At 63.5% G+C, this 14,535-nt stretch carries 14 protein-coding genes and 1 tRNA gene; 4 read left to right on the top strand and 11 right to left on the bottom strand.

The window, feature by feature from the left end; all coding sequences use genetic code 11:
• Positions 1-43: 43 nt before the first annotated feature.
• On the bottom strand, positions 44-580 hold the full coding sequence (locus tag M3I54_RS17595) for a Uma2 family endonuclease (protein WP_309249618.1): 537 nt from the start codon (positions 578-580) through the stop codon (positions 44-46).
• Between the two features lie 347 nt (positions 581-927).
• Here M3I54_RS17595 and M3I54_RS17590 point away from each other — a divergent pair, with 347 nt between their 5' ends.
• Positions 928-1,140 (top strand): hypothetical protein, encoded by a 213-nt coding sequence (locus M3I54_RS17590; RefSeq protein ID WP_254338035.1) that lies wholly within the window; start codon positions 928-930, stop codon positions 1,138-1,140.
• Between the two features lie 124 nt (positions 1,141-1,264).
• On the opposite strand, the gene M3I54_RS17585 is transcribed toward M3I54_RS17590, so the two are convergent.
• Positions 1,265-1,432, bottom strand: coding sequence for a hypothetical protein (locus M3I54_RS17585; RefSeq protein WP_254338205.1), 168 nt, complete (start codon positions 1,430-1,432; stop codon positions 1,265-1,267).
• Between the two features lie 248 nt (positions 1,433-1,680).
• Here M3I54_RS17585 and M3I54_RS17580 point away from each other — a divergent pair, with 248 nt between their 5' ends.
• Positions 1,681-1,899, top strand: a complete 219-nt coding sequence (locus M3I54_RS17580) for a hypothetical protein (protein WP_254338033.1) — start codon at positions 1,681-1,683, stop codon at positions 1,897-1,899.
• A 282-nt stretch (positions 1,900-2,181) separates the two neighbouring features.
• On the opposite strand, the gene M3I54_RS17575 is transcribed toward M3I54_RS17580, so the two are convergent.
• A tRNA-Ile gene (locus M3I54_RS17575) sits at positions 2,182-2,269 on the bottom strand.
• Between the two features lie 166 nt (positions 2,270-2,435).
• The gene (gene rpoD, locus M3I54_RS17570) at positions 2,436-4,844 is read right to left on the bottom strand and encodes an RNA polymerase sigma factor RpoD (protein WP_254338031.1); all 2,409 of its coding nucleotides are present in this window, start codon (positions 4,842-4,844) and stop codon (positions 2,436-2,438) included.
• Between rpoD and M3I54_RS17565 the strand changes: the two genes are divergently transcribed.
• Complete coding sequence (locus tag M3I54_RS17565; protein WP_254338203.1) at positions 4,726-4,965, top strand: hypothetical protein; 240 nt, start codon at positions 4,726-4,728, stop codon at positions 4,963-4,965. The two genes, rpoD and M3I54_RS17565, sit on opposite strands and share 119 nt — an antisense overlap.
• Before the next feature lie 21 nt (positions 4,966-4,986).
• On the opposite strand, the gene dnaG is transcribed toward M3I54_RS17565, so the two are convergent.
• From dnaG to M3I54_RS17540, 5 genes are all read right to left on the bottom strand, one after another.
• Positions 4,987-6,864, bottom strand: coding sequence for a DNA primase (gene dnaG / locus M3I54_RS17560; protein WP_254338029.1), 1,878 nt, complete (start codon positions 6,862-6,864; stop codon positions 4,987-4,989).
• A gap of 122 nt (positions 6,865-6,986) precedes the next feature.
• Positions 6,987-7,433, bottom strand: coding sequence for a GatB/YqeY domain-containing protein (locus M3I54_RS17555; protein ID WP_254338027.1), 447 nt, complete (start codon positions 7,431-7,433; stop codon positions 6,987-6,989).
• 224 nt (positions 7,434-7,657) lie between these two features.
• On the bottom strand, positions 7,658-7,870 hold the full coding sequence (gene rpsU, locus M3I54_RS17550) for a 30S ribosomal protein S21 (protein ID WP_254338025.1): 213 nt from the start codon (positions 7,868-7,870) through the stop codon (positions 7,658-7,660).
• Positions 7,871-8,012: 142 nt separating this feature from the next.
• Positions 8,013-8,990 carry a universal stress protein gene (locus M3I54_RS17545; protein ID WP_254338023.1) on the bottom strand — a complete coding sequence of 326 codons (978 nt, stop codon included), beginning with the start codon at positions 8,988-8,990 and terminating at the stop codon, positions 8,013-8,015.
• A gap of 111 nt (positions 8,991-9,101) precedes the next feature.
• Entirely contained in the window at positions 9,102-10,322 is a 1,221-nt protein-coding gene (locus M3I54_RS17540) for an NAD(P)/FAD-dependent oxidoreductase (RefSeq protein WP_254338021.1), read from the bottom strand.
• 169 nt (positions 10,323-10,491) lie between these two features.
• Between M3I54_RS17540 and tsaD the strand changes: the two genes are divergently transcribed.
• Positions 10,492-11,520 (top strand): tRNA (adenosine(37)-N6)-threonylcarbamoyltransferase complex transferase subunit TsaD, encoded by a 1,029-nt coding sequence (gene tsaD / locus M3I54_RS17535; RefSeq protein WP_254338191.1) that lies wholly within the window; start codon positions 10,492-10,494, stop codon positions 11,518-11,520.
• A gap of 76 nt (positions 11,521-11,596) precedes the next feature.
• Here the strand turns inward: tsaD and folE2 are convergent, their stop codons facing one another.
• Both folE2 and dxs read right to left on the bottom strand, forming a co-directional pair.
• Complete coding sequence (gene folE2, locus M3I54_RS17530) at positions 11,597-12,403, bottom strand: GTP cyclohydrolase FolE2 (protein ID WP_254338019.1); 807 nt, start codon at positions 12,401-12,403, stop codon at positions 11,597-11,599.
• Positions 12,404-12,565: 162 nt separating this feature from the next.
• The gene (gene dxs / locus M3I54_RS17525) at positions 12,566-14,467 is read right to left on the bottom strand and encodes a 1-deoxy-D-xylulose-5-phosphate synthase (protein ID WP_254338018.1); all 1,902 of its coding nucleotides are present in this window, start codon (positions 14,465-14,467) and stop codon (positions 12,566-12,568) included.
• Positions 14,468-14,535: the final 68 nt, after the last annotated feature.

The following is a 14,535-nucleotide window of genomic DNA, read 5'->3' as shown; positions in this document are numbered from 1 at the left end:
GCTGGCAGCAGTGATTCGCGTCGGCTGACGCCCGCTTTGTGGATCAGTGCGAAGACGGAGCGAACGCTTCGAAGTACATCCGCTCGAGTGCGAGCGTTATTCCGAACTGCGAAGTTTGCCGCAGTCCATTCGCGCCACAGAATTGCAGCTCGCCGCGCTGGCCGACAACGATGACCTCTTGGGCGCCGCCCTCCAGGTACGCCCTGACCCGCGCGCCGATGTCGTGCGCAAACTTGCGGTCAAGGAGCACCTCGACGCACAAATCCGGCACAAACGGAACGGGATCATCCCGGTCAAACCCTTCCCACTTTTCAGGCGGCATCCAGACGACGTCAGGTACGCGGATGCCAAATGACGGTGTCGCCACGGCAACCGACATCGCTGCCACGTGACCAATCTGCTCGGCGATTTGGCAGTACACGTCGGTCAGAACGATTTGGCGCCTTGCTGAGGGTTGAGGATGAGGCACCGCTTCACCTCGACCGTCGAGTTCACGGCATTCCCACGCCCCAGACTCAGAGTTGGGGTGAATCCGACGCCAGGTCGCTAGAAGCCCGTCCTGCTCGAGAAGAGTCGACACAACCGCAAGCCTCCGATAGGGGAATGATCTAAGGGTATTCCCTTTGTCGACCGCTGAAAAGCCAATGTTTATGTGCGTCGCACAATAAACTACCCGGCGCGTACGAATTCGATTTTGCACCCGTTATCGGGTCATATCGGGAGGTCCTGTACCTCGGGCCCGTGTTGACATCGCGGCCGAATCTCGGGGTATTTGTCCTGATTGTGCAACGCATTAAAGCCGTCACAAAGGGTAGTATCAGTTTTGATGTCTCGCTTCTGCCGAAGTCACATTCTGCGGGCGCGTCCGTGAAGTGCTACCGTGAGAGTTTGCCGAGTGCGCCCTGGCGCTTGAACACGAGAAGTGCAATGGAAATCGATGCGGAGACTTTCCGGCGACTGCGCCGTCTCGCCCCCGTCGTTGACGACGTACTCAACGCAGGGGAAGTTGAACATGCGGGCCAGGCCGTGAATCTCGCGGCACTCGCGCAATTATGCTCGACCCTGTTCGACGCTTACTGCTCGATGCACCCCGCGGAGACCGCGCAAGCCAATCTCGACATGCTCGAGTCGCAAAAGTAGCAACCGGCGCCGCCTTGTCTGCCGCCATACTGCTCTATGCATTAACTCAACGGTTTTGTCTCGTGCAGGATGGGTTCAGCATGCACCATGGCCTGCCCCAAAGTCATGGCCACGTCAGTATTCCTTATTGCAGTTGAACAGCCATCAAGTCGTTGACGAACGTGGGCCGGGCGGAGGCGAACTCCATCAGGTTGAGGAAGCCCTTGCTGAGCACAAACGCTTCCAGCGCATCCTTGCCGCTGTCAGCCTTGACGCGGCCGTAGCTTTCGACCATCTTCAGGTCGGTAATCAAGTACACCATCTCAATCTCTTTACGTCCGGGGATGCCTGGCGTCGTTGTCCACTCAAGGATGCTTTCGAAGCGTACGTAGCGTCGCTTAAATCAAGCTTAAACAACGCCGACAGGACGAAAGCCTTGCCGGGCCAGCGAGTCAGAAACGCAGTCTGCCACCACGGCGCCTGGCGGCACGCCATCGTCCATGAGAGAAGTTAAGATGAGAGCAAGATCGGCAACGGCTCCCGTTTTCGGGCACCAGAAAGATGGAACGAGAGACATACAAAGGCTACGACTTGTGGGGTCACGCCATCGCGCAACAGGCAGAACTGCTCACGCCAGAGCGCTACGCGGGGGGCGGGACCATCATCCAGGGTAACAAGCTCATCTGCACTTCCGGAGTCCTGGATCTGTTCGATTCGGAGGCGGAAGCGCAGGACGCGGGAATCGCCTGGGCAAGGGCGTGGGTCGACACGCACGGTTAGCGCGCAGGTGTCAAAAAAATCTGCTGCTTCGCCGTGGTCAGCGTTGCCACGTGCTCGCTCAGTTGCTCGCGGACCCGTTCGGTCGGGCCACCGCAGCCAGCGCATAACGCACCGAGCGGAATCCGCGAGTCTGCAGCCGCCGTGAAGTGACGCAACGTTTGCTGGCCACTCGGCAACAAGGCGAGAACGGAAAGGCGAGGGGAAAAGGTCGGGCCGACCAGATGTGGGAGCGGGTAGGGTTTTGCGGAGCGAGAATCTGTATCCAGAAATCGCTGAAAACCTTGGTGGGCCGGGTGGGATTCGAACCCACGATGTCCTTTCGGAGGCGGATTATGAGTCCGCTGCCTGCAACCAACACGGCGTCCGGCCCACGAAGCTACGAAGCGTAGCGACAAACGAAACAACGATGACGTGTCAACAAAAAAGCCCGGTCTACCCAAAGGCCGGGCTTTTCGACGACAGGCCGACATACTACACGAAAGCGAGTCGGTCTGGCCATCGTGCACATGACTTCCGTGCATTAAAGCTAACCACGCTCAATTCCCTTCAAGGAACGACTTGAGCTTGTCCGAACGGCTCGGGTGGCGCAGCTTGCGCAGCGCCTTCGCTTCGATCTGGCGTATGCGTTCACGCGTCACGTCGAACTGCTTGCCCACTTCTTCGAGCGTGTGATCGGTACTCATCTCGATACCGAAGCGCATGCGCAGCACCTTCGCCTCGCGCGGCGTGAGCGAGTCGAGCACGTCCTTCACGACATCGCGCATCGACGCGTGCAACGCGGCGTCGGCAGGCGCCACCGTGTTGTTGTCCTCGATGAAGTCGCCCAGATGCGAATCGTCGTCGTCGCCGATCGGCGTTTCCATGGAGATCGGCTCCTTCGCGATCTTCATGATCTTGCGGATCTTGTCCTCCGGCATTTCCATCTTCTCGGCGAGCGTTGCCGGATCCGGCTCGAGACCGGTTTCCTGCAGGATCTGCCGCGAAATACGGTTCATCTTGTTGATCGTTTCGATCATGTGAACCGGAATGCGGATCGTGCGCGCCTGGTCCGCGATCGAACGCGTGATGGCCTGACGGATCCACCACGTCGCGTAGGTCGAAAACTTGTAGCCGCGACGATATTCGAATTTGTCCACCGCCTTCATCAGGCCGATGTTGCCTTCCTGGATCAGGTCGAGGAACTGCAGGCCACGGTTCGTGTACTTCTTCGCAATCGAGATCACGAGACGCAGGTTCGCCTCGGTCATCTCGCGCTTCGCCTGGCGCGCCTTGAGTTCGCCGGCCGCCATCTGGCGGTTGGTTTCCTTCAGGTCCTTGAGCGGCAGCACCACGCGCGCCTGCAGATCGAGCAGTCGCTGCTGCTGTTCGCGGATCGCGGGGATGTTGCGCGAGAGAATGCCGCTATACGCATGGCTCTCGCTGACGATCTTCTCCGACCATTCGAGGTCGGTTTCATTGCCCGGGAAACGCGTGATGAACTCCGAGCGCGGCATGCCGCACTTGTCCACCACCGTGTGAAGAATCTGGCGTTCGACCTGGCGCACTTCGTCCACCTGCGCGCGCAGCGTGTCGCACAGGCGCTCGACAGTACGCGCCGTGAAGCGGATCGACATCAGCTCGTTCTGGATGGTTTCCTGCGCCTTGAGGTAAGACTTCGACTTGTAGCCTTCCTTCTCGAACGCGCGGCGCATCTTGTCGAACCATTCGCTGATGAGGGCGAACTTCTCGAGCGAGGCACGCTTGAGGGCTTCGAGCTGCGCCGCATTGGCCGTCGCCTGCGCCGCACCGTCGTCCTCTTCCTCCTCCTCTGCTTCTTCCTCTTGCTCTTCTTCCTCTTCGTCCTCGTTTTCGATCTCTTCCGCTTCCTTGGCGTTGAAGCCGTCGGTGTCTTCAGCGTTGGGGTCGATCAGGCCGTCGACGAGCTCGTCCACGCGAATCTCGTCGTTCGCCACGCGCTCGGCCATGGCGAGGATGTCGGCAATGGTGGTCGGGCAAGCGGAGATCGCCATGACCATGTGCTTGAGGCCGTCTTCAATGCGCTTGGCAATTTCGATTTCGCCTTCGCGCGTGAGGAGCTCGACCGTGCCCATTTCGCGCATGTACATACGCACCGGGTCGGTCGTGCGGCCAAATTCGGAATCGACGGTGGAGAGCGCGACTTCCGCTTCCTCTTCCACTTCGTCGTCCGAAGAAGCGTTGGGCGCGTTGTCGTTGAGCAGCAGCGTTTCGGCGTCGGGCGCCTGCTCGTAGACGGCCACGCCCATGTCGTTGAACGTGCTGATGATGCCTTCGATCGCCTCGGTTTCCGTGAAGTTGTCCGGGAGGTGATCGTTGATTTCCGCATAGGTAAGGAAGCCGCGCTCCTTGCCGAGCTTGATGAGCGCACGCAGCTTTGTGCGGCGCTCCTCGAGCTCCTCGACGGTGCCGGGCTGCGACGACGCGAACGCGTCTTTCAGCAGCGCCTTCTCCTTCGCTCGCCGGTCGCGCGCACGGGTGGTCTTTTCGACCTTGCCCGCGGCGGGGGGGCTGTCTTCGCTCTGGTTTGCGTCGTCATCGACGGGTACTTCATTCAGCTTTTTCGTCATGGAGTTCGCCGTACCGGCTAGTGTCTCGACTCGCGGCTGCTGGACAACAGCCTCTTGAACCGTGGATGCTTGAGCCTCGCGCTCTGCCGCATCGTCCTCGACGGCAGGCACTTCCCTTGCACTTCTCGAACCGGACCGCTTCGTTGCCGGATGCGTAGCAGCCTTCGCCGCACGTACAGGCGCTGCTCGCGCAGCCGAAACAGTCATCGACCTCTTCCGGGTAGCCGGTTCAGAACGGTTGGTGGACTCACTGCCCGACGACCGGGCGGAAGAACTGGCAACTGTGGCCTCTGTGACCTTGCTGGTCGGCTCCGTCGAGCCCTTGGCTGTTGCCTTTTTCCCGCCTGTAGTCTTTGCCATTGCCATTCCGCCCCTTGCTGGAAAACTGGACATTCACGGATTACCCCAACCCATTATGCCCACCCGGAAAAAACAAAAACAAACCGCTGAAAACCTGTTATTTTACCACGCAGGGCAATAATCCCCCTGTGCGGTCCTTCCCTTACAAACCGAGCTGACGTTTCATGTCAGCCCGCGTCTGGTTCAGTGACATCAATTCGGCAAGTTCCTCTGGCGTATGTCGCGACTGCCGCGAAAGCGCGTCCAGGCGATCGCAACAGGCGTCGTACCGCATTTTCAGGATTGCCGCCGTCAATTCTTCGCTCACGAGCCGCTCCTGCTCGCGGCGCTCCTCCACCGCAGCGCCATCTTCCGGATTTTTCATCAGCAAATCCCGAACGTTTTCATCATAGTCCAGAATTTCGCGAAAAATCTCCTCGAAGGTTGAAGCATTGGCCCCATTTCTCAGCAGGTCCGAAAGCAGCTGAAATTCCGCCGAGTCGCCCAGTGCCCGCGCGTGAGTGGTCACTTCCTCGAACAGCTCGCCGTGGCGCGTCAGTCCAATCAGCGCCTTTTCGCCCTCTTCGTCCAGTTGCAGCACGATACGCGGGTGCATCACGAGGTTGCGCAGCGCCTTGCGCTCGATACCGGTCACAAGGTGCCGGTCCTTACGTGCGGGCGCCTGGCGCGCCGCCTGGGCAATGCGCGCGTCGACTTCGCACAGCGCGGCCACTTCCTCGAATGGCACGTCCAGGCGGTCCGCGAACATGTGCATGATCTGCGCCCGCAAGGCGTTCGCCGGCAGCGCCTGGAGGAGCGGCTTCGCGTCGAACAGCGCCCGGGCGCGCCCTTCCGGCTGATCCAGTTCCTTGTCCGCCAGCACCTCGTTGAGCATGAACTGGGACAGCGGCATGGCCCGCTCGACCTGCTCCGAGAACGCCTCGGAGCCGAATTCGCGCACGTAGCTGTCCGGGTCGTGCTCCTGGGGCAGGAACAGGAAGCGGATCGTGCGGTTGTCGGCCGCGTGCGGCAGGCACGCGTCGAGCGCACGGCGCGCTGCGCGGCGGCCCGCGGAGTCGCCGTCGAAGCTGAAGATCACCGTATCGGTCTGACGCATGAGCTTCTGCACGTGGATCGGCGTGCACGCGGTGCCGAGCGTCGCCACGGCGTTCTGAAAACCCAGCTGCGCGAGCGCGACGACATCCATATACCCCTCGACCACCAGAACATAGCGCTGCTCCCGGATCGCGAGGCGCGCCTCGAACAAGCCGTACAGTTCGCTGCCCTTGTTAAATAGCGGCGTTTCCGGGGAATTCAAATACTTGGGCTCGCCGCCGTCCAGCACGCGGCCGCCAAAGCCGATGACCTGACCCTTCACGTTGCGGATCGGGAACATCACGCGGTCGCGGAAACGGTCGTAGCGGCGCGACTGGCCTTGCGCGTCCTGCTTTTCGCTGACGATGACGAGGCCCGCCTCGACCAGCGCATCGTCCCGATACTGGGTAAACGCAGTTTCGAGGTTCTGCCATCCATCGGGCGCATAGCCCAGGCCGAAGCGCGCGGCGATTTCGCCCGTTAGGCCGCGCTTCTTGAGGTACTGGATAGCGTTGGTCGCGCTGCGCAGCTGCTTGCGGTAATAGTCGCAAGCCGTCTGCATGACGTCGGAAAGCGCGGTGGTGACGGCCTTGGAGGCAGCCGGAGCATAGCCGCCCGCCGCGCCAGCCCCGCCGCCGCCACGCATGGGCGAAGGCTCTTGCGGCACGGTCAGGCCGACCGACTGGGCCAGTTCATTGACGGCCTCGGGGAACGTCAGCCCCGCGTGCTCCATCAGGAAGCCGATGGCGGTGCCGTGCGCGCCACAGCCGAAGCAGTGATAGAACTGCTTGGTTGGACTAACCGTGAACGAAGGGCTCTTCTCGTTGTGGAACGGACACAAGCCCATGAAGTTCGCGCCGCCCTTCTTGAGCTGCACGTAGCGACCCACCACGTCGACGATATCGACGCGGTTCAGCAGGTCTTGCAGAAACGAATGCGGAATCATCGAAGCGAACGCGCTTGGGCAGCCGGGGCTCGCGCGGCCCGATACGTGACAGACGCGTGACGTACGGGCCTCGCGGCGTCCGCCCTTGTGCCGGGCCGGCGCCGCGTGCGAGCCGGGTGCGCTTACTTCGAGAGCGCGGCTTTGACGAGCCCGGAAACGGCCGTCATGTCGGCGCGCCCGGCCAGCTTCGGCTTGAGCACGCCCATCACCTTGCCCATGTCCTGCGGGCCGGCTGCGCCCACCTCGGCGACAGCGGCCTGCACTTCGGCGGCGATCTCGGCGTCCGAGAGCTGCGCGGGCATGTAGGCGGTCAGGACGGTCAGCTCGGCGGCTTCCTTCTCGACGAGATCGGTGCGGCCCGCGGCCTCGAACTGGCTGATCGAGTCCTTGCGCTGCTTCATCATCTTGTCGATGACGGCCGTGATGGCCGCGTCGTCGAGCGTCACGCGATCGTCGACTTCACGTTGCTTGATAGCGGCGAGCAGCAGACGAATCGTGGCGAGGCGTTCGCTTTCGCGCGCGCGCATCGCGGTTTTCATGTCGTCGTTGATCTGGTCTTTGAGACTCATCACTCACCTGAATTACGTTGGGGTTGCTGGAATGCAAAAACCCGCCTGGAAACGCTTCCAGGCGGGTTGGCGCAAATTCGACATGGTTGCGACCACACCAAAGGACAGCGGCGGCCGCGTTGCGCGATGTAACCAAAGGCCGCGGACGGGCTGTCCAGTCGCCGCGACATTTACGCGAGGTCCACGCTGGAACTGCGCGGCCACACGCCACGGCGACGCCGGAATCAGTACAGCTTCTTCGGCAACATCTGGCTGCGCAGACGCTTGAAGTGGCGCTTCACCGCCGCCGCCTTCTTGCGCTTGCGTTCAGCCGTAGGCTTCTCGTAGAACTCGCGCGCGCGAAGGTCGGTCAACAGACCGTTCTTTTCGATCGTGCGCTTGAAGCGGCGCATGGCGACTTCAAAGGGTTCATTTTCTTTTACGCGGATGGTCGTCATTTTCCAATAACGGATCGGGGGTAAAGAGGACTGAGTATAGCAGTTCCGGATTTGGGCATCGCGTGCCGGTTTGGGGGGAAACCCCAATTCCGGCAACCGGACCGACCGCCCCCGGAGCCTTCCCTGGCGGGGCTGCGGAGCATCAGGCAGCGCCCGGCCCGACGAGCAGCAACGGCACATGCGTGACCTCGATGGCGCGCTGGGCGACGCTGCCGAGCAGCCAGCGCGCGACGCCTCGCCGGCCCTGCGTGCCGAGCGCGACGAGATCGGCCTGCCAGTCCTGCGCGTCGCGCAAAACGGTGTGGGCAACGTCGTCGCGCGTGCGCGCGGTGGCCACGAGCGCCGTTTCATAGGCACGGCCTGACGCGTCGAGCTGCGTGTGTGCGCTGGCCAGCGCCTTGCGCCCAAAGTCGGCGAGCGCATCCTCCAGCACCGAGACAGGCACCGGGTCGACAGCCACGCTGCTGCGGTCCACGACATAAACCGCGCGCAACGTGGCTTGCGGTTCGGTCAGCCGCAGCGCCGCGCCGATCGCCCGGGCTGAGGCCGGACTGCCGTCCGTCGCCAGCAGGATGCGGGCGAGTGGCGCGTGACCGTTCGCTTCTTCGTACTCCACGGGCACAACCAGCAGCGGACAGGGCGCGCAAACCGCGAGCGCACCCGAAACCGAACCGTCGACCCAACGCTTCATGCGCCCCTGGTGCCGCGTGCCGACGATCAGCATGTCGGCCTGCCAGTCACGCGCCGCGTCGGCGAGCGCAGGCACGACAGCGCCTGCCTCGGCGGAGAGACCGACCACCTGCCCCTCGACCAGGGCAACTTGTCCGTTGAACGCCGACATCGCCTGCTCGAGCGTGCGCTCGGCGGCGTGGAGATATTCGTCGCGCGCCGCGCTGAGCGCGTCCGACATCCACGCATCGCCCGCGGTGAAAGCGCCGCCCGCATTCCACGCGCCTGGCTGTTCGGCTGCGCAAACGATACGCACCTGGGCGTCGCGCGGCACCACACGCGACGCAAAACGCAGTGCCTGCGTCGATGCCTTCGAATCGTCCGCGGCAATCATGATTCGCCGCAGTGGCCCGTGCATTTGCCCGATGTGCTGCTGTTCCTCTCGATTCACGTTTCGTACCTTTTCCTCGTGGTCAGGCATTCAAGCGTGAACCTCGGACGCCCAGCCAACAATGACAGGGGTCAACCGCGAGAGATTCGGCAGTTCGTATCGGTCGGGAAATCAGCCTGCGCTCGCCGAATAGTGCGCGGCACCCTCACCGGCCGCGACGCCCGAGGCCCACGCCCACTGGAAGTTGTAGCCACCGAGCCAGCCCGTCACGTCCACGGCTTCGCCCACGAAATAGAGGCCCGGCACGCGCTGGCTCATCATCGTCGCCGAGGAAAGCTCGCGTGTATCCACGCCGCCGCGCGTGACTTCGGCTTTCTTGTAGCCTTCGGTGCCCGTGGGTGTGAGTGCCCACTGGGCGAGCCCTTCGCCGATCTTGCGGAGCGTTTTATCGGGCAGATCGGCGATACGCGCGTCGGCCTTCACTTGATGCGCCTCAAGCCACACATGCGCGAGGCGCGCCGGCACCCATTCGGCGAGCAGGTTGCCGATCTGGCGTTTCGTCGCGCCTTTGGCTTCGATCAGTGCCGCCGCCGGATCGTGCTCGGGCAGCAGGTTCACGCGGATCGGCTGGCCGGGCTGCCAGAAGCTCGAAATCTGCAAGACGCCGGGACCGGAAAGGCCGCGGTGCGTGAAGAGCAGGTCTTCGTCGAACGCGCCGCCGGTCTTGCGCTCGCCCGTCGCCACGTGAACTTCGAGCGAAACGCCCGCGAGCGGCACATAGGGCGCCCACTCGTCCTGCGCGAACGTAAGCGGCACGAGCGCCGGGCGCGTGTCGATGAGCTTGTGGCCGAACTGCTTCGCGATGCGATACGCGAAGTCGGTTGCGCCGATCTTCGGGATCGACAGGCCGCCGGTCGCGATCACGAGCGCTTTCGCGCGTATCTCGCCCTGCGGCGTGCCGAGCGTGAACCCCGCGCCGTCGGCGTGGCTCACCGCTTCCACCGGCAGCGGCCGGCGCCACGCCACCTGGCCCGCGTCGCATTCGGCGCGCAGGACGTCGATGATCGCGTCGCTCGACTGGTCGCAGAAAAGCTGGCCCTTGTGCTTTTCGTGCCAGGTCACGCGATGCTGGCGCAGCAGCGCGAGGAAGTCGCGCGGCGTGTAGCGCGCCAGTGCCGACCGGCAGAAATGCGGGTTGTTCGAGAGATAGTTGGCCGGGCTAGCGTGCAGGTTCGTGAAGTTGCAGCGCCCGCCGCCCGAGATGCGGATTTTTTCCGCGAGGCGCGGCGCGTGGTCGATCAGCACCACGCGGCGGCCCTGCTGGCCCGCCACCGCCGCGCACATCATGCCGGCCGCCCCTGCGCCGATCACGGCGATGTCGAAAGATTCCATGGCGCGCATTCTACCTGCGCGACGGCGGGGCTTGTCCGCGGTGGGCGCCGCTTGCCATCCCGAGCCGGCTTTGATGCGCGCTGCTATACTTTTATGCTCTGTTAATTCTTGATTTAGCGACGGTTTTTGGCTGCTCGTGCCGCGCAATACCGTTGCCCTGCCCCACACCATGCTCGTTCTCGGCATCGAAAGCTCCTGCGACGAAACCGGCCTCGCGCTCTATGACAGCGAGCGCGGCCTGCTCGCGCACGCGCTGCACTCGCAAATCGCCATGCACCGCGAGTACGGCGGCGTCGTGCCGGAGCTTGCCTCGCGCGACCATATCCGCCGCGCGCTGCCGCTGCTCGAAGAGGTGCTCGCGAAGAGCGGTGCGGCGAAAGGCGACATCGACGCCATCGCCTTTACCCAAGGCCCCGGCCTCGCGGGCGCGCTGCTCGTGGGCGCGAGCATCGCCAATGCGCTCGCCATGGCCTGGAATCGGCCGACCGTGGGGATTCACCACCTCGAAGGGCACCTGCTTTCGCCGCTGCTGGTCGATGCGCCGCCGCCGTTTCCGTTCGTCGCGCTGCTCGTGTCGGGCGGCCATACGCAACTCATGCGCGTGACCGACGTAGGCGTCTACGAAACCCTCGGTGAAACGCTCGACGACGCCGCCGGGGAAGCCTTCGACAAAACGGCCAAGCTGCTCGGCCTGGGGTATCCGGGCGGCCCGGAAGTCTCGCGCCTCGCGGAGTTCGGCACGCCAGGCGCGGTCGAACTGCCGCGTCCGATGCTGCATTCGGGCGATCTCGACTTCAGTTTCAGCGGCCTCAAAACGGCGGTACTCACGCAAGTGAAGAAGCTCGGCACGAACATCTGCGAGCAAGGCAAGGCCGACATCGCGCGCGGTTTCGTCGATGCAGCCGTCGAAGTGCTGGCCGCGAAATCGCTTGCCGCGCTCAAGCGCACGAACATGAAGCGCCTTGTGGTGGCGGGCGGCGTGGGCGCGAACAAGCAGTTGCGCGAGACGCTTTCGGCGGCAGCGCAAAAGCGCGGCTTCGAGGTGCATTACCCGGACCTGTCGCTGTGTACCGACAACGGGGCGATGATCGCGCTCGCGGGTGCGCTGCGCCTCGCGCGCTGGCCCGAGCAGGCCACGCGCGATTACGCGTTCACGGTGAAGCCGCGCTGGGATTTGACGTCGCTCGCGCAGCAGTAATACGTTTGCCGCCGCAGAAGTCAAAAAGCCGCCTAAGGGCGGCTTTTTTGTTGACGGCGCAACCAGGCGGCCAGCTTTACGCCGCGCGCTTGTCGTGCTCGATCACAGCGTAGGCGCTGTGATTGTGGATCGACTCGAAATTCTCGGCTTCGAGCGTATAGGCAATCACGCGCGCGTCGGCGTTCAGTCGCACGGCCACGTCGCGTACGAGGTCTTCGACGAACTTGGGGTTCTCATACGCGCGCTCGGTCACGAACTTCTCGTCCGGACGCTTGAGCAGGCCCCACAACTCGCACGACGCCTCTTCTTCGGCGATGCGAATAAGGTCTTCCACCGGCAGATCGCCTTCGAACTCGACGTTCATCGTCACGTGCGAGCGCTGGTTGTGCGCGCCGTATTGCGAGATCTTCTTCGAGCACGGGCAGAGGCTCGTCACGGGCACGAGCACCTCGAGGAAGAGGCGCGTTCGCCCGTTGCGCACGTCGCCCGTGAGCGTCACTTCGTAGTCCAGCAGACTTTCCACGCCCGACACCGGCGCCACTTTCTTCACGAAGTACGGGAACGTCACTTCGATACGACCCGCCTGCGATTCAAGCTTCGTGAGCATCGCGGCCAGCATCGCGCGGAACGTGGCGGGCTCGAGCGGCGCCTTGTTCTCTTCGAGCAGCGCGACGAAGCGCGACATGTGCGTGCCCTTCTGGTCGGCCGGCAGATGAACGTCGAGATTCCACGTGCCGACGCTCGGCTGGACGTCGCCCGCGCTCGTCTTCACCGTGAGCGGATGGCGCACGGCCTTCACGCCCACGCGCTGGATCACGATCTGACGGGTATCGACGGAGCTTTGGACGTCCGGCATCACGAAGGCCGGGTTCATTTGATTCATGTTCTTATCCTCAAGCCGCGCCGTACGCGGCGCGCAAATAGCAAACGCCGGCATGAGCCGGCGTTTGCTGACGGAAAGCCGGGTAAGGAACCCGCCCGCCAGTTCAAATGTGAATTGGGCTGCCGCGAGGCGCCAGGCAAACTATAGCGACCTCAGTCGACCTTACGCGACGCGCATCACCGACTTGCCGGACACCGCCTTGTCGAGAAAACGCTCGCGAATGGACTTCGCGATCCCTGCTGCGTCGAGCCCACAGCCCGCCAGCAACTTCGCCGGATCGCCGTGATCGATGAAGCGGTCGGGGAGGCCCAATTGTAGTACGGGCTTGATAACCCCACTTTCAAGGAGGGCTTCCACACAGGCCGAACCGGCGCCGCCCATGATGCTGCCTTCCTCGACGGTCACGAGGTAGTCATGCGTTTCGGCGAGCTGCTTCACGAGGTCCGCGTCGAGCGGCTTCACGAAGCGCATGTTCGCCACGGTGGCGTCCAGTTCATCGGCGGCCTTGAGCGACGGCGCAACCATCGTGCCGAACGCGAGAATCGCGATGCGGCTGCCTGCCGGCGCCTTGCTCTCGCGGCGGACTTCGCCCTTGCCCACCGGCAGCGCGGCCATCTGCTTGACGGTCGCGACGCCCGTGCCCGCACCGCGCGGGTAGCGCACGGCCGTCGGGCAGTCCTGCTGGAGCGCCGTGTAGAGCATCTGACGGGATTCGTTTTCGTCGGACGCCGCCATGATCATCATGTTCGGGACGCAGCGCATGAACGCGAGATCGTACGCGCCCGCGTGCGTCGCGCCATCGGCGCCGACGAGGCCCGCGCGGTCGATCGCGAACACGACCGGCAGGTTCTGCAGCGCCACGTCGTGGATCAGCTGGTCATACGCGCGCTGCAGGAAGGTCGAGTAGATCGCGACCACGGGCTTCAAGCCCTCGGCTGCGAGACCGCCCGCGAACGTCACGGCGTGCTGCTCGGCGATGCCCACGTCGTAGTAGCGGTCCGGGAAGCGCTTTTCGAACTCCACCATGCCCGAGCCTTCGCGCATGGCCGGCGTGATGCCGATCACGCGCTGGTCGAGTTCGGCCGCGTCGCACAGCCATTCGCCGAACACTTGCGTGTAGGTCTTCTTCGCGGGCGTTGCCGACGGCTTGATGCCTTCGGCCGGGTTGAACTTGCCGGGACCGTGGTACAGGACCGGATCGGCTTCGGCGAGCTTGTAGCCCTGGCCTTTCTTCGTCACGACGTGCAGGAATTGCGGGCCACGCAGTTCCTTGATGTTCTGCAGCGTCGGGATCAGTGAATCCAGGTCGTGGCCGTCGATCGGCCCGATGTAGTTGAAGCCGAATTCCTCGAACAGCGTAGCCGGCACGATCATGCCCTTCGCGTGCTCTTCGAGCTTGCGCGCGAGGTCGAGCACCGGCGGCGCATGGCGCAGCACGCGCTCCACGCCCGCGCGTGCGGCAGCGTAGAAGCGGCCCGACATGAGGCGCGCGAGATGGCGATTGAGCGCGCCAACCGGCGGCGAAATCGACATGTCGTTGTCGTTGAGGATGACGAGCAGCGGCACGTCGTCTTCGACGCCGCCGTTGTTCAGCGCCTCGAACGCCATGCCGGCCGTCATCGCGCCGTCGCCGATCACGGCGATACCCATGGCGTTGTCGCCCTTGAGCTTGCTCGCGACGGCCATGCCGAGCGCCGCCGAAATCGACGTGCTCGAGTGCGCGGTGCCGAACGTGTCGTACGGCGACTCGTCGCGTTTCGGGAAGCCCGAAATGCCGCCGAGTTGACGCAGCGTCGCCATCTGGTCGCGGCGGCCCGTCAGGATCTTGTGCGGATAGGTCTGATGGCCCACGTCCCAGACGATGCGGTCGCGCGGCGTGTCGAACACGTAGTGCAGCGCGATCGTCAGTTCGACCGTACCGAGGTTGGACGACAGGTGGCCGCCCGTCTGCGAGACGCTCTCGAGAACGAAGGCACGCAGTTCGTCGGCAAGCGGTTGCAACTGGCGGCGATCAAGGCGGCGCAAATCCGCCGGGTCGTCAATGGTTTTCAGCAAGTCGTACATCGTCGTTCCATTGTAGGAAAACTGGCGCTCCCGCACTTTTTCTGCGCATTACTTCCCTTTCATGCGCG

Origin of the sequence: Paraburkholderia sp. CNPSo 3274 (genome assembly GCF_024206475.1) — a bacterium.
In the GTDB taxonomy this organism is placed as follows: Bacteria; Pseudomonadota; Gammaproteobacteria; order Burkholderiales; family Burkholderiaceae; genus Paraburkholderia.
This window is presented reverse-complemented; position numbering and strand designations above follow the sequence as displayed.

What these genes read in the sequence shown, in the direction of transcription:
- M3I54_RS17590 (WP_254338035.1), top strand. Translation starts at nt 928, where the DNA reads ATGGAAATCGATGCGGAGACTTTCCGGCGACTGCGCCGTCTCGCCCCC.
- M3I54_RS17580 (WP_254338033.1), top strand. Translation starts at nt 1,681, where the DNA reads ATGGAACGAGAGACATACAAAGGCTACGACTTGTGGGGTCACGCCATC.
- rpoD (WP_254338031.1), bottom strand. Translation starts at nt 4,844, where the DNA reads ATGGCAAAGACTACAGGCGGGAAAAAGGCAACAGCCAAGGGCTCGACG.
- dnaG (WP_254338029.1), bottom strand. Translation starts at nt 6,864, where the DNA reads ATGATTCCGCATTCGTTTCTGCAAGACCTGCTGAACCGCGTCGATATC.
- M3I54_RS17555 (WP_254338027.1), bottom strand. Translation starts at nt 7,433, where the DNA reads ATGAGTCTCAAAGACCAGATCAACGACGACATGAAAACCGCGATGCGC.
- rpsU (WP_254338025.1), bottom strand. Translation starts at nt 7,870, where the DNA reads ATGACGACCATCCGCGTAAAAGAAAATGAACCCTTTGAAGTCGCCATG.
- M3I54_RS17540 (WP_254338021.1), bottom strand. Translation starts at nt 10,322, where the DNA reads ATGGAATCTTTCGACATCGCCGTGATCGGCGCAGGGGCGGCCGGCATG.
- tsaD (WP_254338191.1), top strand. Translation starts at nt 10,492, where the DNA reads ATGCTCGTTCTCGGCATCGAAAGCTCCTGCGACGAAACCGGCCTCGCG.
- folE2 (WP_254338019.1), bottom strand. Translation starts at nt 12,403, where the DNA reads ATGAATCAAATGAACCCGGCCTTCGTGATGCCGGACGTCCAAAGCTCC.
- dxs (WP_254338018.1), bottom strand. Translation starts at nt 14,467, where the DNA reads ATGTACGACTTGCTGAAAACCATTGACGACCCGGCGGATTTGCGCCGC.